Annotated in this window: 21 protein-coding genes; 8 read left to right on the top strand and 13 right to left on the bottom strand. The window is 71.2% G+C overall.

Going from position 1 to position 21,925, the window contains the following annotated elements; genetic code table 11:
- Window positions 1–16: 16 nt before the first annotated feature.
- Window positions 17–754, bottom strand: a complete 738-nt coding sequence (locus tag QQ657_RS41850; RefSeq protein ID WP_284747910.1) for an SDR family NAD(P)-dependent oxidoreductase — start codon at window positions 752–754, stop codon at window positions 17–19.
- An 11-nt stretch (window positions 755–765) separates the two neighbouring features.
- Entirely contained in the window at window positions 766–1,626 is an 861-nt protein-coding gene (locus QQ657_RS41855; RefSeq protein WP_284747911.1) for an SDR family oxidoreductase, read from the bottom strand.
- A gap of 90 nt (window positions 1,627–1,716) precedes the next feature.
- On the opposite strand from QQ657_RS41855, the gene QQ657_RS41860 reads away from it, so the two are divergent.
- Complete coding sequence (locus QQ657_RS41860) at window positions 1,717–2,298, top strand: TetR/AcrR family transcriptional regulator (RefSeq protein ID WP_284747912.1); 582 nt, start codon at window positions 1,717–1,719, stop codon at window positions 2,296–2,298.
- Window positions 2,299–2,311: 13 nt separating this feature from the next.
- On the opposite strand, the gene QQ657_RS41865 is transcribed toward QQ657_RS41860, so the two are convergent.
- Window positions 2,312–3,424 (bottom strand): M20 family metallopeptidase, encoded by a 1,113-nt coding sequence (locus QQ657_RS41865; protein WP_284747913.1) that lies wholly within the window; start codon window positions 3,422–3,424, stop codon window positions 2,312–2,314.
- A 49-nt stretch (window positions 3,425–3,473) separates the two neighbouring features.
- Between QQ657_RS41865 and QQ657_RS41870 the strand changes: the two genes are divergently transcribed.
- Window positions 3,474–4,427, top strand: coding sequence for a GlxA family transcriptional regulator (locus QQ657_RS41870; protein WP_284747914.1), 954 nt, complete (start codon window positions 3,474–3,476; stop codon window positions 4,425–4,427).
- Here the strand turns inward: QQ657_RS41870 and QQ657_RS41875 are convergent.
- From QQ657_RS41875 to QQ657_RS41905, 7 genes are all read right to left on the bottom strand, one after another.
- Entirely contained in the window at window positions 4,420–5,136 is a 717-nt protein-coding gene (locus tag QQ657_RS41875; protein WP_284747915.1) for a DJ-1/PfpI family protein, read from the bottom strand. The genes QQ657_RS41870 and QQ657_RS41875 overlap by 8 nt on opposite strands.
- A 27-nt stretch (window positions 5,137–5,163) precedes the next feature.
- Complete coding sequence (locus tag QQ657_RS41880; RefSeq protein ID WP_284747916.1) at window positions 5,164–5,691, bottom strand: YbhB/YbcL family Raf kinase inhibitor-like protein; 528 nt, start codon at window positions 5,689–5,691, stop codon at window positions 5,164–5,166.
- The gene (locus QQ657_RS41885) at window positions 5,688–7,613 is read right to left on the bottom strand and encodes a monocarboxylic acid transporter (RefSeq protein ID WP_284747917.1); all 1,926 of its coding nucleotides are present in this window, start codon (window positions 7,611–7,613) and stop codon (window positions 5,688–5,690) included. Before QQ657_RS41885 ends, QQ657_RS41880 begins: the two co-directional genes overlap by 4 nt.
- A 307-nt stretch (window positions 7,614–7,920) precedes the next feature.
- A complete protein-coding gene (locus QQ657_RS41890) occupies window positions 7,921–9,039 on the bottom strand; it encodes a Gfo/Idh/MocA family protein (RefSeq protein ID WP_284747918.1) in 1,119 nt (372 codons plus the stop codon).
- A 67-nt stretch (window positions 9,040–9,106) separates the two neighbouring features.
- Complete coding sequence (locus QQ657_RS41895) at window positions 9,107–9,712, bottom strand: TetR/AcrR family transcriptional regulator (RefSeq protein WP_284747919.1); 606 nt, start codon at window positions 9,710–9,712, stop codon at window positions 9,107–9,109.
- A gap of 155 nt (window positions 9,713–9,867) precedes the next feature.
- Window positions 9,868–10,557: an ABC transporter ATP-binding protein gene (locus tag QQ657_RS41900; RefSeq protein WP_284747920.1), complete on the bottom strand. Its 690-nt coding sequence runs from the start codon at window positions 10,555–10,557 to the stop codon at window positions 9,868–9,870.
- Window positions 10,554–11,636: an ABC transporter permease gene (locus tag QQ657_RS41905; RefSeq protein WP_284747921.1), complete on the bottom strand. Its 1,083-nt coding sequence runs from the start codon at window positions 11,634–11,636 to the stop codon at window positions 10,554–10,556. The genes QQ657_RS41900 and QQ657_RS41905 overlap by 4 nt, the downstream gene beginning before the upstream one ends.
- 166 nt (window positions 11,637–11,802) lie before the next feature.
- On the opposite strand from QQ657_RS41905, the gene QQ657_RS41910 reads away from it, so the two are divergent.
- A complete protein-coding gene (locus QQ657_RS41910) occupies window positions 11,803–13,011 on the top strand; it encodes a sensor histidine kinase (RefSeq protein ID WP_284747922.1) in 1,209 nt (402 codons plus the stop codon).
- Window positions 13,008–13,643: a response regulator gene (locus tag QQ657_RS41915; RefSeq protein WP_284747923.1), complete on the top strand. Its 636-nt coding sequence runs from the start codon at window positions 13,008–13,010 to the stop codon at window positions 13,641–13,643. Before QQ657_RS41910 ends, QQ657_RS41915 begins: the two co-directional genes overlap by 4 nt.
- A 102-nt stretch (window positions 13,644–13,745) precedes the next feature.
- Here QQ657_RS41915 and QQ657_RS41920 read toward each other — a convergent pair whose 3' ends face one another.
- Both QQ657_RS41920 and QQ657_RS41925 read right to left on the bottom strand, forming a co-directional pair.
- Complete coding sequence (locus QQ657_RS41920; protein ID WP_284747924.1) at window positions 13,746–13,931, bottom strand: hypothetical protein; 186 nt, start codon at window positions 13,929–13,931, stop codon at window positions 13,746–13,748.
- Between the two features lie 148 nt (window positions 13,932–14,079).
- Window positions 14,080–15,009: a DMT family transporter gene (locus QQ657_RS41925; RefSeq protein WP_284747925.1), complete on the bottom strand. Its 930-nt coding sequence runs from the start codon at window positions 15,007–15,009 to the stop codon at window positions 14,080–14,082.
- A 466-nt stretch (window positions 15,010–15,475) separates the two neighbouring features.
- On the opposite strand from QQ657_RS41925, the gene QQ657_RS41930 reads away from it, so the two are divergent.
- Together QQ657_RS41930 and QQ657_RS41935 are read left to right on the top strand one after the other, a co-directional pair.
- Window positions 15,476–17,674, top strand: a complete 2,199-nt coding sequence (locus QQ657_RS41930; RefSeq protein ID WP_284747926.1) for an ATP-binding protein — start codon at window positions 15,476–15,478, stop codon at window positions 17,672–17,674.
- 102 nt (window positions 17,675–17,776) lie between these two features.
- Window positions 17,777–18,334: an RICIN domain-containing protein gene (locus QQ657_RS41935; protein ID WP_284747927.1), complete on the top strand. Its 558-nt coding sequence runs from the start codon at window positions 17,777–17,779 to the stop codon at window positions 18,332–18,334.
- 71 nt (window positions 18,335–18,405) lie between these two features.
- Here the strand turns inward: QQ657_RS41935 and QQ657_RS41940 are convergent, their stop codons facing one another.
- The gene (locus tag QQ657_RS41940; protein WP_284747928.1) at window positions 18,406–19,848 is read right to left on the bottom strand and encodes an AMP-binding protein; all 1,443 of its coding nucleotides are present in this window, start codon (window positions 19,846–19,848) and stop codon (window positions 18,406–18,408) included.
- A 570-nt stretch (window positions 19,849–20,418) separates the two neighbouring features.
- Between QQ657_RS41940 and QQ657_RS41945 the strand changes: the two genes are divergently transcribed.
- Window positions 20,419–20,667, top strand: a complete 249-nt coding sequence (locus QQ657_RS41945; RefSeq protein ID WP_284747929.1) for an acyl carrier protein — start codon at window positions 20,419–20,421, stop codon at window positions 20,665–20,667.
- Between the two features lie 360 nt (window positions 20,668–21,027).
- Window positions 21,028–21,903, top strand: coding sequence for a TauD/TfdA family dioxygenase (locus QQ657_RS41950; protein WP_284747930.1), 876 nt, complete (start codon window positions 21,028–21,030; stop codon window positions 21,901–21,903).
- The last annotated feature ends 22 nt before the right edge of the window (window positions 21,904–21,925 follow it).

A 21,925-nucleotide genomic window follows, 5' to 3' on the forward strand; every position in this document is an offset into this window, starting at 1 on the left:
CCGTCGCCCACGTACGTCAGTCGAGCGGGCCGAGTCCGTATCCGCCGTCGGCGACGAGTTCGGCGCCGGTGGCGAAACGGGCCTGGTCGGACGCGGCGAACATGATGAAGCCGGCGATCTCTTCGGGGGCGGCGTTGCGCGGGACGGCGAGGTTGCCGACGGGGACGATCGCGCTGCCGTCGGGCGCGTAGGCCAGTGGCGTTTCGATGATGCCCGGGTGAACCGAGTTGACGCGGATGTTGTCGCGGGCCAGCCCCTTGGCCGCCGCGCGCATGAGGCCGCGCAGCGCCCATTTGCTGCTGCTGTAGGCCACGAGCTCGGGCGCGGCGGTGAGACCGGCGATGGAGTTGACGGTGACGATCGCGCCGCCGCCGGCCTTGCGCATCGACGGCGCGGCGGCGCGGATGCCGAGCAGCGCTCCCGTGAGGTTGGTGTCGACCACGCGCCGGAACTCCTCGAGCGGAATGCTCTCGACGTTGCCGATGCGCAGGTAGGCGGCGTTGTTGACCAGGACGTCCAGTGGTCCGAAGTGTTCTTCGGTCCGCGCGACCGCCTCGGCCCACTCGGTCTCGCTGGTCACGTCGAGGCGGACGCCGAGGCTCCTGCCGCCCGCCTTCTCGGCGACTTCGTCGTATCGGCTACGGGACGCGGCGACGACGTTCGCGCCTGCCTGGGCGAACTGGACGGACAGCGTGGTGCCCAGCGCACCGGAGGCGCCGGTGATGAGGACGGTCTTGCCGGTGAAGTCGAACATGACGAGCTCCTTCAGTGGGTGAGGGCCTGGGCGGCGTCGTCGGCGTCGGTGGAATAGGCGAGGCCTCGGCCGACCTCCAGGGCTTCGAGGCGGTCGCGTAGTGCGGCGGTCGCCAGCGCGTAGGCGTCGGAGCCCAGGGTCAGCCGGAACGGCGGCTCGGCCTGGTCGGCGGAGGCGATGATGGCCGCCGCGATCTTGGCGGGGTCACCGGGTGCGGGCAGCGGCGGCAGTTCGCCGGAGAACACGCGTCGCAGCTGCCCGGACGGGCCGTCGGCGTATTCGGGCAGCGGCGCGCCCAGGACGGCGGCGCCGGCGCCGAAGTTGGTGCGGGCCATGCCGGGTTCCACGAGGGTCACGCGGATGCCGAACGGCGCGAGCTCGGGCGCGGAGGACTCCCAGAACCCTTCGATCCCCCACTTGGTGGCGTGGTAGAGGCTCATGGCCGGGAAGGCGATCTGCCCGCCGACGCTGGCGACCTGGATGTAGCGTCCGCCGCCTTGACGGCGCAGGTGCGGCGTGGCGGCGCGGGCGAGCTGGATCGAGGCCGTGAGGTTGGTCGCGATCTGCCGGTCGATCTGCTCGTCGGCGAGTTCTTCGGGCGCCCCGAAGAGCCCGTAGCCGGCGTTGGACACCACGACGTCGATCCGGCCGAGCTCGGCGAACGCGCGGTCGACGACCTCGCGCAACGCCGTCGTGTCAGTGACGTCCAGGCGGCCCCGCCACAGCCGGTCGCCGTAGCGTGCGGCCAGGTCGTCCAGGGTGTCCGGCCGTCGCGCCGTGGCGGCGACGCGGTCCCCCCGGGCGAGCAGCTGTTCGGTGAGCTCCCGGCCGAAGCCGGAGGACGTGCCGGTGATGAACCAGGTGCGACTCATGTCCACTCCTTCGTAGGTAAGTAACTGGTTACATTCATACCTGAGGCGGGCCGGACTGTAAACACCTGGATGGTTATGTACGATGAGCCCATGCCACCCGACGCCACGGAGACCAAGCGACGACTCAGGGAAGCGGCCGTCGCCGAGTTCGCCGCCCACGGCCTGGCCGGCGCCAGGATCGACCGCATCGCCGAGTCGGCCGCGGCCAACAAGCGGTCGATCTACATGCACTTCGGCAGCAAGGAAGAGCTGTTCGACAAGGTGGTCGGCGACGCCTTCCTGGAGCTCGCGGCCTCGATCCCCTTCACCGAAGACCACTTGATCGGCTACGCCGGCGACCTGTTCGACCGCCTGGAGAAGTGGCCGCACATCCGGCGGCTCTACCTCTGGGCCGGGCTCGAGCGAGAGCAGTCCTTCGAGCCCGAGGTCGCGGGATACCGCGCGCGGGTCGTCGCGATCGCGGCCGCTCAGAAGGCGGGCAAGCTGCGCGCCGACATCCCCCCGGCGGAGCTCATGGCCATGGTGATCGGCGTGGTGATCAGCTGGGACAGCGCCGCCTGGTCCCTGAAGGCCCTGCAGCCGGAGTTCGGTTTCGACGACCTCGCCGCCCGCCGGGCCGCGGTGGTCAGCGCGGTGGCCGGGCTCCTCCAGCCGCCCCGATCCGGCTCCTGACGGTCGTCCTCCCTCAGAGGCCGCACCAGTCACGGCTCAGCCGCTCGAGGATCTCGACCGACTCGCGGATGCGGGTGACGGAGCACCATTCGTCCGTGGCGTGCGCGAGTTCGGGCTTTCCCGGGCCGCAGATGATCGTCGGCACCGAGCCCAGCGCCTCGGTGAGGACGGACGCGTCGGTGAAGAACGACATCGCCCGCGGTGCGGCCGCCGGGGCGCCGGTGACCGCACGCGCCGTCTCGGCCGCCGACGTCACCCAGGTGCCGGCCGGGTCGGTCCACACCGGACGGAGGTCGACGAGCGGCGTCAGCGTCACGCCGGGTCCGGCGCGTTCGCTCAACCTCGCGCGGATGGCGTCGTGCTCCTGACCCGGGATGCTCCGCACGTCCACCCGGGCCTCCGCGTGGTCGGGCACCGAGTTGACGTTGAGGCCGCCGTGGAACGTGCCGACATTCAGGGTCGGGCGGCCCATCGCGGGGTGGTCGGCCTCCGCGAACTCGGTGCCGTCGATCCGGGTCACGGCGCCGGCGAGCTTCGTGACGGCGTTGTCGCCGAGGTGCGGCATGGACCCGTGCGCGGTGACGCCGTGCGCCTGGGCGGAGAGCCACAAGGCTCCCTTGTGCCCGAACGCGACGACGTTGTCGGTGGGTTCGGTGATCACGAGCGGTCCGCTGGGCCTGCCCGCCAGCCGGGTCGCGGCCGCGGCGGCGCCCTCCGAACCGGCCTCCTCGGCCGCGGTCAGCACCAGGCGCAGCCCCGCCCGGGCCGGCCGGTGGGCGGCGACCAGGGTGGCCGCGACGACGATCGCCGCGACGCCACCCTTCATGTCGGTCGTCCCCCGACCGTGCAGGCGGTCGCCGTCCAGCTCGGCGCCCAGCGGGTCGCGTTGCCACGGCGCCGCACCGAATGGCACGGTGTCCAGGTGCCCGGACAGGCACAGCGGCGCTTCCGGCCGGTCGATCTCCCATTCCGCGACGAGCGTGCCCCGGCCGGGCGCGTGCTCCACCACGTCGAGCCGGAACCCGGCGGACTCGAGGATCGGCGCCAGCAGCGCGACGGCGGTGTTTTCGTTGTGGCCGGCCGTGTCGAGGGACACCAGCCGGCGAGTCAGTTCGAGGACATCCATGGCGACCTTCCCGGTTGGCGGAATCGGTATCAGGTGTTAAATTCCGGCCATGCATCGCGTAGCCGCTTTGGCGCTCGAGGGCGTGGTCGCGCTGGACTTCGGTGCGGTCGCCCAGTTCTTCGGGCACCGGCACCGCGACCCCGAGCCGGTGCGCTACGAGTTCCACGTGGCTTCGGCGGACGGGAAGCCGGTGCGGACCGGGATCGGCGTTCCGCTGGGTGTCCACGGTGGACTGGAGCTGCTCGACGCGGCGGACACGGTGGTGATCCCGGGGTACGAACCGATCACTGAACCGCTGGGCCCGGCGACGGTGGCCGCGCTGCGTCGTGCCGTCGACCGCGGGGCCCGCGTCGTGTCCATCTGCACCGGCGCCTTCGCCCTCGGTCACGCCGGCCTGCTCGACGGACGCGAGGTGACGACCCACTGGGCCGTCACCGACGAACTGACCAGGCTCTTCCCGGAAACGACCGTGCAGCCGAACGTCCTCTACGTGCGGGACGGCAACCTCCTTTCCTCCGGCGGGGTCGCGGCCGGGATCGATCTCTGCCTCGACATCGTCCGCGAGGACTTCGGCGCCGAGTACGCGAACAAGATCGCCCGCCGCAGCGTGATCGCCCCGCACCGCGCCGGCGACCAGGCGCAGTTCATCGAGCACGACGACCCGGCCGCCACCAACATCGACATGGCCGACCTGCTCGTCTGGCTGGACGAGCGGCTGGATCAGCCGCTGACGGTGGCCGACATGGCCCACCACATCGGCTACAGCCCCCGCTCGTTCGGCCGCCACTTCCAAGCGCAGATCGGTACCTCGCCTTGGAAGTGGCTGACCCGGCAGCGCGTCACCCGGGCCCGGCAGCTGCTCGAGACCTGCGACCTCCCGATCGACCAGATCGCCCGGCGCTGCGGGTTCGAGTCCACAGTGGCCTTCCGCCGCCGGTTCCGCGATCTGGTCCATCTGTCCCCTTCGGACTACCGCCGGGCCTTCCGCGCGCCGGTCAGCTGAGCGACGACAAGTCGACGCCGAGCTCCTTGCCGATCCGCTTGGCGGTTTCGGTGCGCTGGGCCGTGATGCCTTCGACCGCCTTCCGTGCCTGGGAAACGATCTCCGCCGGCGCCGTGTGCGGGGTACCGCTGTCGAACGGCGGTTCGGGGGCGTAGACCATGTGCAGCTGGATCGTCTGCGCCGCCTCGTCGCCGCGCAGATCCGCGGCGACGCGCAGGGCGCCGTCGATCCCGGCGGTCACCCCGGCGGCGAACACCCAGTCGCCGTCGACCACAACCCGCTCGTCCACCGCCTCCGCCCCGAAGTACGGCAGCAGCTCGAAGGCGGACCAGTGCGTCGTCGCCCGCCGCCCACGAAGCAAGCCCGCTGCCCCCAGCAGCAACGCGCCGGTGCAGACCGAAAACACACAGGTCGCGCCGGCGGCCTGGGTACGCAGCCAGCCGAGCACCTCGTCGTCGGCCATCAGGTTCTCCTGGCCGAACCCGCCGGGCACGTGCAGCACGTCCAGTTGCGGCGCCTCGGCGAGCGTGGCGTCGGCCGTCAGGCGCAGGCCCTTGATGTCGCGGACCGGCTCGGTGGTCTTGCCGAAGACGCGGTAGGTGGAGTTGGGGATCCGGGAAAGCACTTCGAACGGACCGGTCAGGTCGATCTGGTCGAGGCCCTCGAACAGCAGGGAGCCGATCTGCAGGTGACGTCCGGGGTCGATCATGTCAGCGATGTTCCTTTCACAGGTTGATCAGCGTGAGTAGACGGGCACGATCAGCGCCCGGGCCAGCGTGTGGAAAACCAGGGAGAACGATGCCGCGGCCGGACTCGCGTCCCGGTCGACGCCGACCTGGGCGACGTCGAGGGCGTGGACGGCGAAGTAGTAGCGGTGGGGCCGGTCCCCCGGCGGCGGAGCCGCACCGCCGTAGCCGAGGGAGCCGAAGTCGTTGCGCAGCTGGAAAGCCCCCGCCGGCAGGGACGCGTCCGGCGCACCGGCGTTCTGCTCGAGGCCGGTGACCGAGGCGGGGAGATCGAGGAGCAGCCAGTGCCAGAAGCCCGACGGCGTCGGCGCGTCCGGATCGAAACACGTGACGGCGAACCCCCTCGTCTCCTTCGGGAATCCGGCCCAGGCGAGCCGCGGGGAGCGGTTGCCGCCGTCGAGCACATGCTCCTGGGGCGTCTGGCCGCCGTCCTCCACATCCGAGGACTTGAGCGTGAACGAGTCGCACTCGGGCAGCAGCGAATACGGATCCGGCGCGACGGCGCGGGTGAGGTTCATGAATCACTTCCTGGGGTGGTACCGATTCCGGTCAGGGCCCGGACTTCCAGTTCGCTGTACTTCTGCGGATCCGACCGCTTCGCCGACAGGACGGTGCCGAGGTACCCGAGCAGGAACGAGAGCGGGATCGCGACCAGCCCCGGATTGGCCAGCGGGAACCAGTCGAAGTGCGCGCCGGGGAAGATCGACGTGCGTGTCCCGGAAACCACCGGGGAGAAGATGATCAGCCCCACCGTCACGGTGAGCCCGCCGTAGATGCTCCACAGCGCACCCGTGGTCGTGAACCGCTTCCAGAACAGGGAATACAGGATCGCCGGCAGGTTGGCGGACGCGGCGACCGCGAAGGCGAGGGACACCAGGAAGGCCACGTTCTGGCCGTTGGTGACGATGCCACCGGCGATCGCGACCAGCCCGATGACCACCGCGGCCCACCGCGCCACCCGGACCTCCGACTTCGCGTCCGGCGGGTTCTTGCGCCGCAACACACCCGCGTAGAGGTCGTGGGCGAAGGAAGCGGACGCGGTGATCGTGAGCCCGGCGACCACAGCGAGGATCGTCGCGAAGGCGACCGCCGCGATGAGCCCGAGCAGGACGGGCCCGCCGAGAGTCTGGGCCAGCAGCGGGATCGCCGAGTTCGCCTTGCCGGGCGAGTTCGCGATCTTCTCCGGCCCGACGAGCGCACCCGCGCCGTACCCCAGGACGAGGGTGAACAACAGGAACACGCCGATCAGCCCGATCGCCCACGCGACCGACCGCCGGGCGGCGCGCGAGTCGGGCACGGTGTAGAAGCGCATCAGCACGTGCGGCAGTCCCGCCGTCCCGAGGACCAGCGTGATCCCCAGGGACAGGAAGTCCACTCGGGACAGACCGGTCGCGCCGTACTGCTTACCCGGCCCGAGCAGCGCTTCCCCGCCGGCTCCCCCGCGTTCCACGGCCGAGTGCAGGAGAGCCGAGAAGTCGAACCCGTACCGGAGCAGCACCCAGACGGTCATGCCGAACGCCCCGATGAGCAGCAGGACGGCCTTGACGATCTGCACCCACGTCGTGCCCTTCATGCCGCCGATCAGGACGTAGAGCACCATGAGCGCGCCGACCACGGTGACCACGACGGCCTGCCCGGCGCGTCCGGTCACCCCGAGCAGAAGGGCGACGAGCCCGCCCGCGCCGTTCATCTGCGCCAGGAGGTAGAAGAAACTCACCATGAGTGTGGACAGCGCGGCCGCCGTGCGGACGGGACCTGGCTTGAGCCGGAAGCTCAGCATGTCGGCCATCGTGAACCGGCCGGTGTTGCGCAGGAGCTCCGCGACGAGCAGCAGCGCGATCAGCCACGCGACGAGGAACCCGATCGAATAGAGGAAACCGTCGTACCCGTAAGTCGCGACGGCGCCGCTGATCCCGAGGAAGGCAGCCGCGGAAAGGTAGTCGCCCGCGATGGCGATCCCGTTCTGCCGCCCGGTGAACGCCTGCCCCGCGGTGTAGAAGTCCGACGTCGTGGCGCCACGACGGCGGGTCCTGACGACGATCATCAACGTGACGACGACGAACACCGCGAAGATGCCGATGTTGAGGACGGGGTCGCTCATCGGCTCGTCCCTTCGTGCTCGGCCCGGATCCGCTCCGCGAGGGGATCCGGGCCTCCTGGCCGCGTAACGCAGGTACAGGCCGGTGATCACGAAGGTCGAGACGAACTGCAGGATGCCCAGCATCAGTCCCACGTTCACGTTTCCGATGACCTTGGTCGCCATGAAGCCGTGGGCGAAGTCCGCCAAGAGCACGTAGAGCACGTACCAGCCGAGGAAACCGGCCGTCACCGGGACGACGAACCGGCGCAGCCGGCGCTTGAGCTCGGTGAACTCGGGACCGGACCGGATCAGCTCCCAGTCGGTGGCGGACTCCGCCGCGATCTCGTCGGTGCTTGCCATGGCGCTCCTCGACTGGGTGGTTTCGGGTACCAGCCAGTCTGAGGATCAGGACGTGCGGTCGTGAGTGGCTTGAGCGACATCGAGCGATACATTCCGGCCAATGGCGAGCGTGACCGGTGTGCACCGACACCTCCGGCCAGCGCCTTCTCGCCACCGATGGCGAGGATGGGCATCTTCAGCGGTCCTGGCGCGCGCAACTGCTTGTCCTGGCGGACGTCCGTGTCGATCGCCTGGGACATGACGAACGCGAAGACGCCGGCCCAGGACTCCGGCTTGGACGTATCGGGAAGAGTCGCGGTGGGAGAGGTCAAGATCCGTCCTTCGAGGTGAGGGAGATCCGGCGCCCGGTGGCAGCGGAGTCCGAGATCGCGTCCAGGAGGCGGTGACGCCTGACCGCGTGGGCGAAGCCGGGGACGAAACCCTTGCCTCCCAGCATTTCCTCGCGGATACCGGCGTAGGCGTGCGCGAGGGTGTGGATGGGTGATCCGGCGAGCCCGGGGAACGCGTCGTACCCGGCAGGCAGCGTCAACTCCGCGAGCGGCCGGCCGCCGCGCGCCCCGCGCACTGTCACCGGCGCGATGTGGGGATGGTCGGCCGCGGTGGCCTCGAGAGTCCCCTCGGTACCGTCGATCGTGACCGAGAACCCGGGACCTGAAGCCGTGCCACCTCGCTGGTGGGCCGACAGGACGGCGCCGCCCGGCAGCGATCCGGAGATCGCGATCTGGTCGGCCGCTGTCATGGGTACGACTCGTCCGGTACGGCCGAGCGGTACCTCGGGACGGCGCGTCGCCGTCGTCGAGGCCACGTCGCGCAGCTCGCCCAGCACCATGAGCACCGGATCGATGGCGTGGCCGAACGCGATGCCCAGCATCGCCGCTCCCTGATCCCGGTCGAGCACGTAGCGCGTGCGCTCCGAGACGGGGGCGCCCCATTCCGCGGCGGCCGACAGGACCGTCGCGGAGAGGACGGTGCCGACGTACCCCTCCGCCACGAGGTCCGCCAGCCAACGGAAGGAAGGTGAGGACCGCCCCTGCAGGCCGACGAAGGTGCGCAGCCCCGCGGCCGCGGCCGCCAGTTCCTCCGCTTCGCGGTGATCGACGGCGAAGGGCCATTCGCAGAAGACGGGTTTCCCCGCGGCGGCCGCGGGCAGGACGAGCTCCCGGTGCCGAGGGGTCTTCACCGTGACGACGACGAGGTCGATGTCGTCGGCGGCGGCCAGGTGCTCGACCGAGGCGTACGAGGGTGCGCCGTGCACCTGGCTCGCGGCACGCCCCGAGGCCTCGGAACTCGCCACGAGACCACGGAGCTCGAATCCGCCGGCCGCGGCCATCGCCGGTAGGTGGGCGCCGGCTCCCCAGCCGCCGCTCGCACTCAGGCCGACGACGCCGACACCGATCGGGCGACCGTCGTCATTTCCTCGACTCATAGTTTTATTCCATTCAGTACAGAAGTGGGACACACGTCGTCGCCCGGGCGGTCGGTCGTGAGCGCCGCTACGACCGCCAGCCGAGCAGGACCTCGTCGACGACCTTGAGAAGTTCGTCCGGCCCCACTCCGCCGGCCGCCTGGACCGCCAGGCCGAACGAGAGCGTCATGACATAACGGGCCAGGCGCGCCGGATCGGCGTCGCTCGCCAGATCACCCTCCGCGAGAGCGACCCGGAATCTGACCTCGAGATCGGCGCGCACACCGTCTCGCCAGTCCGCCAGCAGGTCGTGCACCACCACCCCGTCATCGCTGGCGGCGAGCGCACCCTGCACACCCAGGCATCCTTGCGGGCAGTGCGGCCGGGTCGTGGCCTCGACCGTTCCCCTCAGGAACGCCTCGACCACCTTCCTCGCCGTCGGCTCCGCCGAAGCGCGGGCCGCGTAGGACCCCGGGCCTGCGGTGTAGCGCTCCAGCACCCTGCGGAACAGCTGCTCCTTGTTCCCGAAGGCGGCGTACAGGCTGGGCTTGCCGATCTTCATCGCGGCAGTCAGGTCGGCGAGGCTGGTCGCCTCGTACCCCTGCCGCCAGAAGACCTCCATGGCGCGATCCAGCGCCTGCTCGAGGTCGAACTCCCTCGGCCTGCCCATCGGAGTGTCCTGCGTGGCCGCCATGCCTCGACCGTAGCACATCTGTACCGACCGGAACAAATCTAAGCGGACTCGCGCACGGCTCGCTACCGCACCTCCGTCCAGGCCGGGCGTCACCTCGCCATCCACAGTGGACTCGTGTGGCCGCCGGGTCGTTGACGGCCGGGGCGAGGCCGAGGTCAGACGGCATTCGTGGCCGTGGGGAAGGTCAGGCGTCCGTCGCGGACTTCGGTGATCCGGTCGACCGCGGTGAGGTGGCTCCGGTCGTGGGTGACCAGCACAGTAGCCGTCGCCTGCTGGTGGGTGAGCCGGGTGATCAGGTCGATGATCGCGGCGCCCCGGTCGTGGTCCAGCGCGCTGGTGGGCTCGTCGACCAGCAGGACACCCGGGGTGTTCATCAGCGCGCGAGCGACGTTGACGCGCTGCCGCTGGCCACCGGAGAGCTGGTGGGGACGCCGCCCCGCCAGGTCGCCCAGCCCGACGGCGGCCAGCAGGTCCGCGGCCCGTTCGCGGGCCTTCGCCGGCGACCGGCCGTCGAGCCTCGCCAGCACCTCCAGCTGCTCGGCGGCGGTGAGCGAAGGCAGCAGGTTCGGCTGCTGGAAGACGATGCCGACCTTGCGGCGGCGCAGCTCGGCCAGCTCACCCCGGGACAGCCCGGCGGTGGCGACGCCGTCGACGACGACCGTCCCGGTGTCCGGGGTGATCAGCGTGGCCGCGACCGCGAGGAGGCTGGACTTGCCGGAGCCGGACGGCCCGAGCACGGCGGTCACGGTGCCGGCGGGCACGTGCAGGCTGACCCGGTCGAGCGCGGTCAGGCGGGAGTCGCCGTCGGGGTAGGTCAGGGTGACGTCGGACAGGTCGAGGCTCATCGGGCACTCCCCAGGGCGGTCAGCGGGTCGACGGAGGTGATGCGGCGCACGGCGAGGACGGCACCGAGCGCGCCCAGGGCGATCAGCACGGCCGCGGGGACCAGCACCGTGCCCGGGTCGAGCCGGAACGGCACGGCGGAACCGGCGAGGACGGCGCCGAGACCCACCGCGAGGCCGGTACCGATCAGCGTGCCGCCGGCCAGGAGGACGACAGCCTGGCCGAGGGCGTCCTTCACGAGCGTGGCGGTGCCGGCGCCGAGGGCCTTGAGGATCGCGACGTCCCCGCTGCGCTGGATGGTCCACACGGTGAAGAACGCCCCGACGACGAGGGCGGAGATGACGAACAGGAAACCGCGCATCAGCTGCAGCGAGCCGTTTTCGGAGCTGTAGGAGCCGATCGCGGACAGCGAGTCGCCGGTCGCCACCGTCTTCGTGCCCGCCGCGCGATCGGTGGCCGCGGTGTCCACAGTGTCCACATCGGACGACGTGGTCAGCGCGAGGACGGTCGCGGTCGCGTCGCCGGCCGGCGGCACCAGCGTCCGCCAGGTCCCGATGCTCGTCCAGATCACCGGCAGGTGGCTGAAGGAAGCGTCGCCCCGCACGGCGGCCACGGCCAGCTCGTGCCCGCCGAGGGTGACGTGGTCGCCGGGGCGCAGGCCGAGGTCGTCGGCCGCCGGCCCGGACAGGACCACCGAGTGGTCGTCGAGCTTTCCGCTGTCCGGCGCGAGACCGGAGCCTGGCTCGACGCCGAAGGCAGAAACCCCGGTGCTCTTGCCGCCGGCGGTGGCCTTGACCGTCGTGATGCCCAGGGGCTCGGCCGCGGAGACGCCCGGGGTGTGGGCCCATTGCCGCTGCTGCCCTGCGGTGACGGCCGAATCGGCGTACGAGAGCTTCTCCCCGCCACCGCCGAAGACGATCTTGTCGGCGGGCAGCCCGGTGATCGCCGAGACGTTCTGCTGCCCCAGGCCGGCGGTGAGGCCGGACAGCAAGCCGACCAGCAGGGTGATCAGCACGACCACGGTCCCCATCAAGGCGAACCGCCCCTTGGCGAACTTCAGGTCCCTCCAGGCGACGAACACAGGAGACTGTCCTTTCACGACGGAAGCGGTGTGCTTCCACCGTCTCCTCCCGGGACGTTCCGCGGCATCGCGCGCAGGACGGCAGTTCCCGAGCCGAAAGGCGCCACGCCGGTTGTACCTTTCGACAGAGGCGGCCCGGCGCCGGCTCGCTTAGGCTGGGCAGACCGTGCACACGACCACTCCGCCGCCGACCCCGACGACCCAGGCCCTCGCCTGGTGCCTGCACCTGCTGATCGTCGGCCTGCTCGCGCTGGCCGCCGTCCGGGCGGTGACGGGAGACCAGGCCTCCGCGGGGGCGACCGTCGCCGCCGCTTCGGCGTGCGCTCTGGTGTACGCGATCGGCCCGCTGCTGCCGGTGATCCGCCACTCCCGCTGGGCGGCGGCCGGGTGGCTGGCCGCGGTCGGCGTCGCCTGGCTGGTGCTGCTGGTCTTCTCCGCCGACGGGGTGTGGGTCGCCTTTCCCCTGTACTTCCTCCAGCTCCACCTGCTCCCCCGCGCCGCGGGACTCGTCGCCGTGACCGCCACCGCGGTGGCGGCGATCGCCGCGTTCGCCGTCCACCAGGGCGGCTTCGCCCCGGCCGCGGTGATCGGCCCGGCCCTCGGCGCCGCGGTGGCCGTGGCCGTCGTCCGGGGGTACCAGGCCCTGTACCGCGAGAGCGATCGACGTCGCGAACTGATCGCCGAGCTCACGGCGACCCGCGCCGACCTCGCCGAGGTGCAGCACGCGGCCGGCGTACTGGCCGAGCGGGAGCGGCTGGCCCGCGAGATCCACGACACCCTGGCCCAGGGGCTCTCCAGCATCCAGCTGCTGCTGCGCGCCGCCGAACGGGCCCTGCCCGGCACCCCGGAGAACGCCGCCCGGTACGTCGTCCAGGCTCGCCAGGCCACTGTGGACAACCTCGCCGAAGCACGCCGGTTCGTCGCCGCGCTCGTCCCGCCCGCGCTGGACGGCACGACCCTCGGCGGCGCGCTGAAACGCCTGTGCGCCACCACTTCCACGCGACACCCGATCACGGCGCGCTGCCACCTCGGCGGCGTCGCGGTCCCCCTGCCGACCGCGCACGAAGTCGCTCTGTTGCGGGTGGCCCAGTCCGCGCTCGCGAACACCGTCCAGCACGCGCGCGCCGGCTCCGTCGACGTCACCCTCGGCTACGGCCGCGACGACGTCACCCTCGAAGTCGCCGACGACGGCACGGGTTTCGACCCCGATGACGCTCCCGAAAGCGGCGGCTTCGGCTTGGCGGCGATGCGTGCCCGGATGGACGTGCTCGGCGGCGGGTTCACCGTCGAATCCGTTCCCGGCCACGGCACCACCGTCGTCGCCCGGCTCCCCGTCCCCCTGCCCGCCGATACCGATTCCGAGGCGCCCCGGTGACCGACACGCCCATCCGGCTCCTGCTGGCCGACGACCACCCCGTCGTCCGGGCCGGGCTGCGTGCCGTGCTGGAGACCGAGCCCGGCATGGTCGTGGTGGCCGAAGCCGCCACCGCCGAAGCCGCGGTCGCCCGCGCCGCCGCGGGCGACATCGACGTCGTGCTGATGGACCTGCAGTTCGGCACGGGCATGGGCGGCGCCGAGGCCACCGCGGCGATCACCGCCCGGCCGGGCGCGCCGCGGGTCGTGGTCGTCACCACCTACGACTCCGACGCCGACACGCTGCCCGCCATCGAAGCCGGCGCCACCGGCTACCTCCTCAAGGACGCCCCGCCGGACGAGCTGGCCGCCGCCGTCCGCACGGCGGCCGCGGGACGCACCGCCTTGGCCTCGTCGGTGGCCGAGCGGCTGATGACCCGGCTGCGCGTCCCCGGCACCGCGTTGACCCCACGCGAGACCGAGGTCCTCGCCCTGGTCGCCGACGGCCTGTCCAACCAGGCCGTCGCCGCCCGCCTCCACCTCACCGAAGGCACCGTCAAGTCCCATTTGGCCCGCATCTACACGAAGCTCGCCGTCGACTCACGCACGGCGGCTGTCGCCACTGCCGTGGCCCTGGGCATCCTCCGCCGTTGAGCCGCGCGCGCCGCCGCACGGAGGCGTCCTACCGCCTCCTGCAGCGCCGCCGGGCTTGATCGGTCGGTCCTGCAAGCCTTCGTACACACACTTCGGCCAGCATCAGGACAGGAGCTTCGTCAGGCGTTGCTCGACAAACCCCGATCCGGCACTTCCCGACTCGGGCAGGCCACGCGCTTCCTCTTCGGTGATCCTGCGGCGGCTGGGCCGCTCACCCGGGTCATCGCCCGGGTATTCCACCAGGCTGAACAGTCCGACCAGGCTGTCCCGGTGGACGAACGCCGGCATCCGCCACGCGTCCCGGTCCCACCCCGAGCGCGTAGCCGCCACCCACAAGCGGAACGGCCACCCAGTCGGCCTCGACGTACTTCTGCTTCGCGCCCCGCCGTGTCATCCGAGCTCTCCGATGAAACCCGGTGCCGTCGGCACCCTGGGGTCACCCTGCGCGAACGGGTTCCGGCACCGGCCGCTTGGTCGACTCCGGGACCGGGAGCGGCTGTACGTTCTCGCCGCGATGATCGGTGAACCGGGCCAGTGCCAGTACGCCACCGATGGCGAGGAGCGCGCAGAGCAGCCCGGACGCGGCGACCCATCCGCTGATCGAGCTCGCTTCGCCGAGCAGCCCGACCCCGATCGCCACGGCGACGATCGGGTCCACCACGGTGATGCACGCCATCACCGTGTGTGGTGGCGCGCTGGCATAGGCCTGCTGCACCAGCCAGGCGCCGAGGAGCAGCGCAAGCGTGATGGCGATCGCGGAAACGATCAGCGTGGAAGGCGGACCGCCGTGCTGAGCCTGCTGCAGCGCCGACCTGGTCAGCACCGATACCAGCCCGTAGGCCGTGGCCGCGGCGGTGGCGAACGCGAGGCCGCGCGCCCGTCCCTTTGTCATCATGGCGAGCAGGGACATGCCGACCACGCCGGCGGCGACGAGTTTGGCGGCTTGGAGGCCGGCCGAACCGCTCACCTCGGTCGGTGTGGTGTTGTTCGCCGCGATCCCCACGAAACCGGCCACACCTGCCGCGATGGCGCCGATCGCCAGCCAGCCGCGTCCGGTGAGCTTCGGCCCGCCGGCCCTGGCCGCGAACAGCGCGGTCACACCGACCGCGAGCACGCCGACCGGCTGCACCACGATGACCGGCGCGAGGCCGAGCGCCACTGCGTGCAGGGTCCCGCCGACGATCATCACGAGCAGGCCGAGCAGCCAGCCTGACTGGCACAGCAACCGGCCGAACGAACGAAGTCGCAGCGTCGGCCCAGCGTCAGCGTCCCGTAGCGTCGTGTGCACCGCCCGGTGCTGCATGTGCGCGGCCAGCGCGGCGAACACGGCGCCTGCCATGGCAAACGCGATCCCGATGACGTTCATCCGGAACCCTCCGATACGCGCCGCAACCGAGGCACCGGCATGCCACTCTCCCCGGGGCAGGGTTGAAAGTCAGTCATCTGGGCCACGCCACCAGCCTGGCAGGCTGTAGTGCCGCACACGATCAAGGTGGCACCCCAACCGGTCCTGGAGACGACCCCACCGTGCGGGGTGGAGTTTTCCCTACCAGGAGGCACTCGGAACAGGCAGGGCGAGGATCGTGATTCCCTTGCTGGTCAGCGGGTTGCCGTCGCCAGTGTTGTCACCATGGGTGCCAGGGTGGTTACTGACGTCAGGTGCCCCTCAGCGCGCGACCTTCTCTCCAGCGGGTCGAGTCCCTTGGCCGCGCCGTAGAACCGTGGCTGTGGCGACGCCGGCCCGGGCCGCCGGACCGACCGGCGACCGGCTCGAAGCCTTGCCGAGCCGAGCCTTTGCTTGATCCGTCGCGCGGCATCTCTACTATGGCGCGGTGCAATCGGGGCAGACGCTGTCCGAGGTGTTGGCAGGACTGCGGAGCAGCCGCGGCCTGTCGCAGGAGCAGCTGGCGGAGCAGAGCGGGATCAGCGTTCGCGCCATCGGGGAGATCGAGCGCGGCGCTACGCGGCGCCCGCACCGCGAGACGCTGCGTGCACTCGCCGGCGCGCTAGACCTGACGCCGGAAGAGCAGAAGGGGTTCGCGCGCAGCGCCCGCACCGCGCCACCACCGGACACGCGTCCACGGCGGACTGTACGCCCGGCGCTGCCGGCGCCGGTCACCTCGATCGTCGGCCGGGCCGACGACCTCGCCGCGGTGCTTCGGCTGGTTCGGAATCCCGCGGTGCGGCTGGTCACGATCACCGGCACCGGCGGGGTCGGCAAGTCGCGCCTGGCGCTGGAGGCCGGCTGGCAGGCGGCGAGCCGGTTCGAGGCCGTGCACGGCCTCGACTTGAGTGCGCTGCGGGAGGCCGACGACGTCCCGCAGGCGCTGGCGGAATCCTTGCGCACGCCCGATCCGGCCACGGCGATCGGCGACGGGCGATGGTTGCTGGTGCTCGACAGCTTCGAACACGTCGCCCCGGCGGCCACCACCGTCGCCGCGCTGCTCGCCGGGTGCCCACGGCTGACCGTGCTGGTGACCAGCCGGGCGCCGCTGCGGCTCCGCGGCGAGCATCTGTGGCCACTGACCCCACTGTCCACTCCGGACAGTGACGACCCGCCGGCCATGGCCGGCAATGCGGCAGTCGAGCTCCTGGTCGAGCGCACCGCCGCGGTCCGGCCGGGATTCGCGCTCACCGGGGACAACGCCGCCGCGGTCGCCGCGCTGTGCCGCCGGCTGGACGGTCTGCCGCTGGCTCTGGAGCTGGCCGCGGCACGACTGCGCACCCAGGCGCCGTCGCAGGTCCTCGCCCAGGTCCGTGACCTGCACGGCGACACGGTGGATCTGGCCGACCGGCACCTGAGCCTGCGCCGCACGGTCGAGTGGAGCACCCGCGGGCTCACCGATCCCGACCGGCGGCTGTTCGGCCTGCTGGGCGCGTTCGCCGGTGGCGCCGACCCGGTCGACGTCGAGGCCGTGTCCGGTGGCCGGCCGCATTCGCCGGCGACGCTGGCCGCGCACAGCCTGGTCACCGTCACGGACCGGGCCGGGCACCCCCGGATCGGCATGCTGGACACCATCCGGGAAGTCGTGGAGGACCAGCTCACCAGCGCCGGCGATCGGGACGAGCACGCGGAACACTTCTTCCGCCTGGTCCGCGACGGCGATCCGCGGCTGGGCGACGAGCAGGACAACGTCCGCGCCGCCATCCAGCACGCCGTCGACGCCGCGCCCACCCTGCTGCACGTGGCGACCGTGCGCGCGCTGACCGGCCATTACGTCGCCCGGGGCCGGTTCGCCGAGGGACGCCGGATGCTGGCCGGGGCGGCCGCCGCCGCGCCCACCGAGCAGGCCCGGGCGTGGGCCTGGCACGGCGCCGCGGTCGCCGCCAACCAGAGCGGCGACCCGGAGGCGGCGCTGGCGCTGGCGGCGTCCGCCGCCGAGGCCTTCGGCGCCGATCCGGACGGCCGGGCGGCGACTCTGACCTTGATCGGCAACGCCCACAAGTTCGCCGGCCGGTACGCCGACGCCGCGGCCGCGTACACCGACGTCCTGGCTCGGGCCCGGACCACCGGCGACACGCGCCGCGAGACGATCGCGCTGAACAACCTGGGCGCGCTCGCGCACGACCGCGGCGCGTACGCGGAAGCGATCGAGTACCACGCTGCCGCGTTGCGCCGAAAGCACGAGCTCGGCGACCGGCGCGGCGTCGCGGTGGCGCAGCTCAACCTCGGCGCCGTGCGGAACGACACCGGCGACCACGCCGGTGCGGCCGTCCTGCTGACCGAGGCCGCAGCGACGTTCGTCGCCCTCGGCGAACCCGGCTCCGAGGCTTTCGCGCTGGCGCTGCTGGCCCAGTCCCACGCCGGACTGGCCCGCTGGGACGACGCCACGGCGACCGGCAAGCGAGCGCTGGACCTGGCTCGCCGAGCCGAGCACGCTCAGGCGACCGGGCTCGCGCTGCTCGCGCTCGGCGAGACCGCCGCCGCCAACGGCGACCCGGACAGCGTCGCCCTGCTGCGCGAGGCACTGACGTTCCCGATCGGCCTTCCGGACCAGGCCCGCATCCGCGACCACCTCGGCGGCCGTTGAGTTTCCGCCGGCTTTTCCGCCGGTTCCTCCTGGAGTCCCGAGGTGGTGATCCCTAGTGTTCCCCGCGTTACCGGCCCGCATTCGTGCTCTTCGAGGAGACCCATGCTGCATTTGCCCCGCGCGATCCTGGTTCCGCTCGTGATCGCCGTCGTGGCGCTGACGGGCGCCGCCCCCGCCTACGCCGACCGGACCATCATGCCGCCGGTGAGCGGTGACGTGCTGGCATGGCAGGTCGTCAGCAGCAGCGCTCCCAGCGGCCTCAGGTGCATGCAGGTCGACCGGGGACACTTCGACGACTTCGCGCTGGTGGACCAGTTCACCTGCGAGTACCGGAACAACCAGAGATGGCGGATGGGGCAGGCCACCGACGACCCCAGCGTTTTCTGGCTGCAGAACGTCGCCACCGGCAGGTGCGTGGACGACTACGCGTACGGAATGGATCAGGGGAACCCGATCATCCAGTACAGCTGCCTGGTCGGCACGAACCAGCAGTGGCGGATGATCTGGGACTACAACAACGGGAACGCGCAGTTCCAGAACGTCAACAGCGGCCTGTGCCTGTCGGTGGACGGCATCACCACCAGCAACTACCGCCGTTTCGTGCAGAACCCTTGCTACGGATTCGTCAACGAACGGTTCGAGCCCATCCTGCCGAACTAGCCGAACGGGACCAGGGCCGAATCCGGGGGACTTGAGCGACGCGTGCAGCCAGCATGGCGACCGGATGGGCGTCAAGCGGCGTCTTCGAGGTTCAGCAGCTCCCGCACGCCACGCCGATCGGCCTTCCCGCCGGGTAACAGCGGCAGCGACGCCACCGCCACCACGCGATCGGGGACCTCCGCGCCGAGCAGGACCCGAAGCCGGTGGCGCAACCCCGCTGCGGTGACCTGGTCGGGACCCAGCACGGCCAGCACGATCTCGCTGCTCGACTCGAGCTGGACGCAGCAGGCCGCCCGGACTTCCGGCAGCTCCGCCGCGACCGCCTCGACGCGCATGATGTCCACGAAGATCCCGCGGCGCTTGACATTCGAGTCCAGCCGGCCGGCGACCACCAGGTCGCCGTCGGCGGTCAGCAGGCCGCGATCCTGGGTCTGGAACCGGGTGACGCCGTCCTCGCGGCGCAACCGGGCCAGATCGTCGGGAGAGCAGGTGCCGGGCAGGTAACCGAGCGATCCGTCCGGGGTCGCGATCTCCACCCGCCGGACGTCGCCGTGAGTGCCGGCCGGTCCCACCGGGACGAGGTCGACAGCGCCGCCGGGCAGCGGCCTGCCGACGGGCTGCAGCCCGTCGCCGCAGTCGTCCGGGACGTGGTGGTAGAACCGGGCCAGCGTGGTTTCGGCCGGGCCGTACAGGTTCACCACCCGGGTGTCCGGGACGGCCTGGCGCCAGCGCCGCACGTGCCGTCCGTACAGCGGCTCGCCCGCGAACAGCGTGTGCCGCACCGAATTCACGACCTGCCCGGCCGCCTCGAGCCAGCGCGCGCTCAGGCTCGGCACGGCGTGCAGCACCTCGATTTCCCGTTCGGCGAGCCAGGCCAGTACCGCGGACGGGGCGAACCGGACATGCCGGTCCGCGACGTGCAGTTCGCCGCCGGAACACAGGGCGAGCAGCAGATCGCGGTACACAACGTCGAACGCGGGCGACGTCAGCATCGCGACGCGGGTGCCGGGGTGCACGTCCAGTTCGCCGATTTCCCAGTCCACGAAGGCCAGCAGGCCGGCGGCTTGGCCGACGATGCCCTTGGGAACGCCCTGTGTGCCGGACGAAAACACGACATAGCCGGCTTCCGGCGGCAGGACCGGCGGGTCGGGCTCCCCCGTCAGCTCGATCGCTTCCGTGTCCGCCACGAGCACCGCTGCCGGCCGGGCCGCCGCCTGGACCGCCGCGGTCCGGCCCCGCGGCAGCCCCGAGTCGAGCAACAACGGGACCAGGCCGGCCGCACGAGCGCCCAGGAATGCCGCCGGCAATCCGCAGCCGTCGCCGGACTGCACCGCCACCAGGCTGCCGGGCGGCAACCCGAGTGAGAGACAGCGCTTTCGCCACGCGTTCACCCGGTCCCATAGTTCGCCGTAGCGCAGCACTTTGTCCGAGCCGACGACGGCGACGCGATCCGGATACCGGAGCGCGATCCAGCCGACGCGCTCAACGACTGGGCAGTCCCCGACGTGCGTCACGGCGTGACCTCCGGCGCCGGATTCAGTACCCGGAAGTCCACAGTGGTCGAAGTGCGCATGATTTACCGGCCTTTCCGCGTGGTCGATGCGCGCCGTTGCGCGTGGCCTGATCCGCCGATTATCTCGGGGTGACGATCACCGGATGTCTCCAGTGTTGCCGGACATCGCTTCGAAATCATCGAACGCGCCCGGACGGTCGCGACGGTACGGTCCACGAGCAGACTGCCCACCCGCGATGAGCACCGAAGATCCCAGCCGAGGTAGCACTTCGCGGCAGATGGCCGCGAGCGCACCGGGATCCTTGTCCTGCAACGTATCCTGCTCCCGCCGTCCTAGGCCGAGCCCGCGATGACGGCGACCGGACATTCCGAGACCGCGCTTTCTCTGATCATGCTCGGTGGCACGCGGACGGGGCCGACAGCGCATGAATCAAGACGTGGGGGCCGGTGATCGCGAGCAGGATGCACCCGAACGACAAAATCGATCACCGGTTGCCCAGCGTCGGGCCATCTCACGAACTCGCACTTTCGCTCTTGGACGCGTCTTGCGCAACGGAGGGACGACGAAACCATGGTTGAGCTCAAAGAACGCGTTTCCACCGCGGTCCTGGTCAAGGCGCGTGCCGTGATCGGCCAGGACGTGACGGTGGACGCGGACCCGATGACGGTCGGCTTCGACTCCATCGCGTCATTGCAACTCGCGGCCGCGCTCGAAGAGGACCTCGGCATCGAATGCACGTCCGAGGACGTCTTCGACGCGCCTTCGTTCGGCGCGCTGGCAGATGTTCTGGTGCAGCGCCTCGAAGACGTGACCGGCTGACGGCGTCCCACCCGGACCCATACCCCGTAGCCGACCGCCTGGGCCACGCCACCCGGGTGAAGCTACCGGGCGGAGTCGTGGCCTGGGCCGTGACCAGCCACGACGTCGGGCCCGGCATGTTCGTCGCCGAGCTCATCGGGATGTCCGAAGACGGCCGGATCACGGCCGCGAGGAGGTGCTGCGCTGCAGGCCCCGCCGGCAAGCCTGCTCGCCGTCGGCGTCGAGACTCTTTGCCCAGCAACACTTTTCATCACGAACGGGGCCGCTCGTTGCCCGTCCGCCTGCCCTGCGCCGCCCGCGCCGCGGCGTAGTTCCTGTTGTGCCAACGAATCCCTCCGGCGTCGATGTTTGGAGCATCCCATGTCGAAGTGTCCGTACGTCCTGGATCGCGCCAGCCTCGTGGTGCACGCGACCACCGGCGGGACGCGCCTGCACGATCTCCCCGCCGAACCGGTGATCGAGGCGTTCCGGGAGGCCGGCGCGCTGGTCTTCCGCGGCTTCGGCACCGAGCCCGGCGAGTTCGCCGCGTTCACCGGCCGGTTCTCGACCGCGACGCTCGGCCGCGTGCATGCCGGGCAGAACCGGCGGGAGGTTGCGGCCGACGAAGCCACCAGCACGGTCGACCTCGGCAAGCAGCACGTCGGCCCGCACGCCGAGATGGGGTACAGCCCGATACGACCCGATCTGCTGTGGTTCTACTGCGCGCGGCCACCGGCCGAAGGGGGCGAGACCACCTTGTTCGACGGCGCCGATGTGTGGCTGAAGCTGCCCGAGCGGCTGCGTGAGAAATGCGCGTCGCACGACCTTGTGTACTCGTTCGACGAGTCCGGACCGGAGCTGTGGCCGCTCTTCACCGGAGTGGCGGCGGACCGGGACGAGACGCTTGAGCTTCTCGCCGCGTTGCCCGGTGTGTCGTACACGGCTCGCGACAACGGCAAGATCGACATCACCTATCAGGTCCCGGCGGCCCCGCTCAGCCGGTACCACGGGGTGCCCGCCTTCGCGAACAGCATCATCCCGAACGAGTCGAGCGGCGTCACCTTCGCCGATGGGACGCCCGTGCGTGCGGCTGATCGACTGTCCATCCTGGACACCTGCGAAGAGCTGGTGACCCTGGTCGACTGGCAGCAGGGTGACGTCGTCATGGTGGACAACTCGCGCATGATGCACGGGCGCCGGCCGTTTTCGGACCCGGACCGGGAAATCCACGTCCGTATGACGACCGCGGCATTCTGAAATCGCGCACCCCAGGATACGG

The sequence above is a fragment of the Amycolatopsis ponsaeliensis genome, from assembly GCF_030182635.1.
Lineage (GTDB): Bacteria > Actinomycetota > Actinomycetes > Mycobacteriales > Pseudonocardiaceae > Amycolatopsis > Amycolatopsis ponsaeliensis.

Bases quoted from the DNA above. Each gene is read 5' to 3' on its own strand.
- QQ657_RS41850 (WP_284747910.1), bottom strand. From the start codon at position 754: ATGTTCGACTTCACCGGCAAGACCGTCCTCATCACCGGCGCCTCCGGT.
- QQ657_RS41855 (WP_284747911.1), bottom strand. From the start codon at position 1,626: ATGAGTCGCACCTGGTTCATCACCGGCACGTCCTCCGGCTTCGGCCGG.
- QQ657_RS41860 (WP_284747912.1), top strand. From the start codon at position 1,717: ATGCCACCCGACGCCACGGAGACCAAGCGACGACTCAGGGAAGCGGCC.
- QQ657_RS41865 (WP_284747913.1), bottom strand. From the start codon at position 3,424: ATGGATGTCCTCGAACTGACTCGCCGGCTGGTGTCCCTCGACACGGCC.
- QQ657_RS41870 (WP_284747914.1), top strand. From the start codon at position 3,474: ATGCATCGCGTAGCCGCTTTGGCGCTCGAGGGCGTGGTCGCGCTGGAC.
- QQ657_RS41875 (WP_284747915.1), bottom strand. From the start codon at position 5,136: ATGATCGACCCCGGACGTCACCTGCAGATCGGCTCCCTGCTGTTCGAG.
- QQ657_RS41880 (WP_284747916.1), bottom strand. From the start codon at position 5,691: ATGAACCTCACCCGCGCCGTCGCGCCGGATCCGTATTCGCTGCTGCCC.
- QQ657_RS41885 (WP_284747917.1), bottom strand. From the start codon at position 7,613: ATGGCAAGCACCGACGAGATCGCGGCGGAGTCCGCCACCGACTGGGAG.
- QQ657_RS41890 (WP_284747918.1), bottom strand. From the start codon at position 9,039: ATGAGTCGAGGAAATGACGACGGTCGCCCGATCGGTGTCGGCGTCGTC.
- QQ657_RS41895 (WP_284747919.1), bottom strand. From the start codon at position 9,712: ATGGCGGCCACGCAGGACACTCCGATGGGCAGGCCGAGGGAGTTCGAC.
- QQ657_RS41900 (WP_284747920.1), bottom strand. From the start codon at position 10,557: ATGAGCCTCGACCTGTCCGACGTCACCCTGACCTACCCCGACGGCGAC.
- QQ657_RS41920 (WP_284747924.1), bottom strand. From the start codon at position 13,931: ATGCCGGCGTTCGTCCACCGGGACAGCCTGGTCGGACTGTTCAGCCTG.
- QQ657_RS41925 (WP_284747925.1), bottom strand. From the start codon at position 15,009: ATGAACGTCATCGGGATCGCGTTTGCCATGGCAGGCGCCGTGTTCGCC.
- QQ657_RS41935 (WP_284747927.1), top strand. From the start codon at position 17,777: ATGCTGCATTTGCCCCGCGCGATCCTGGTTCCGCTCGTGATCGCCGTC.
- QQ657_RS41945 (WP_284747929.1), top strand. From the start codon at position 20,419: ATGGTTGAGCTCAAAGAACGCGTTTCCACCGCGGTCCTGGTCAAGGCG.
- QQ657_RS41950 (WP_284747930.1), top strand. From the start codon at position 21,028: ATGTCGAAGTGTCCGTACGTCCTGGATCGCGCCAGCCTCGTGGTGCAC.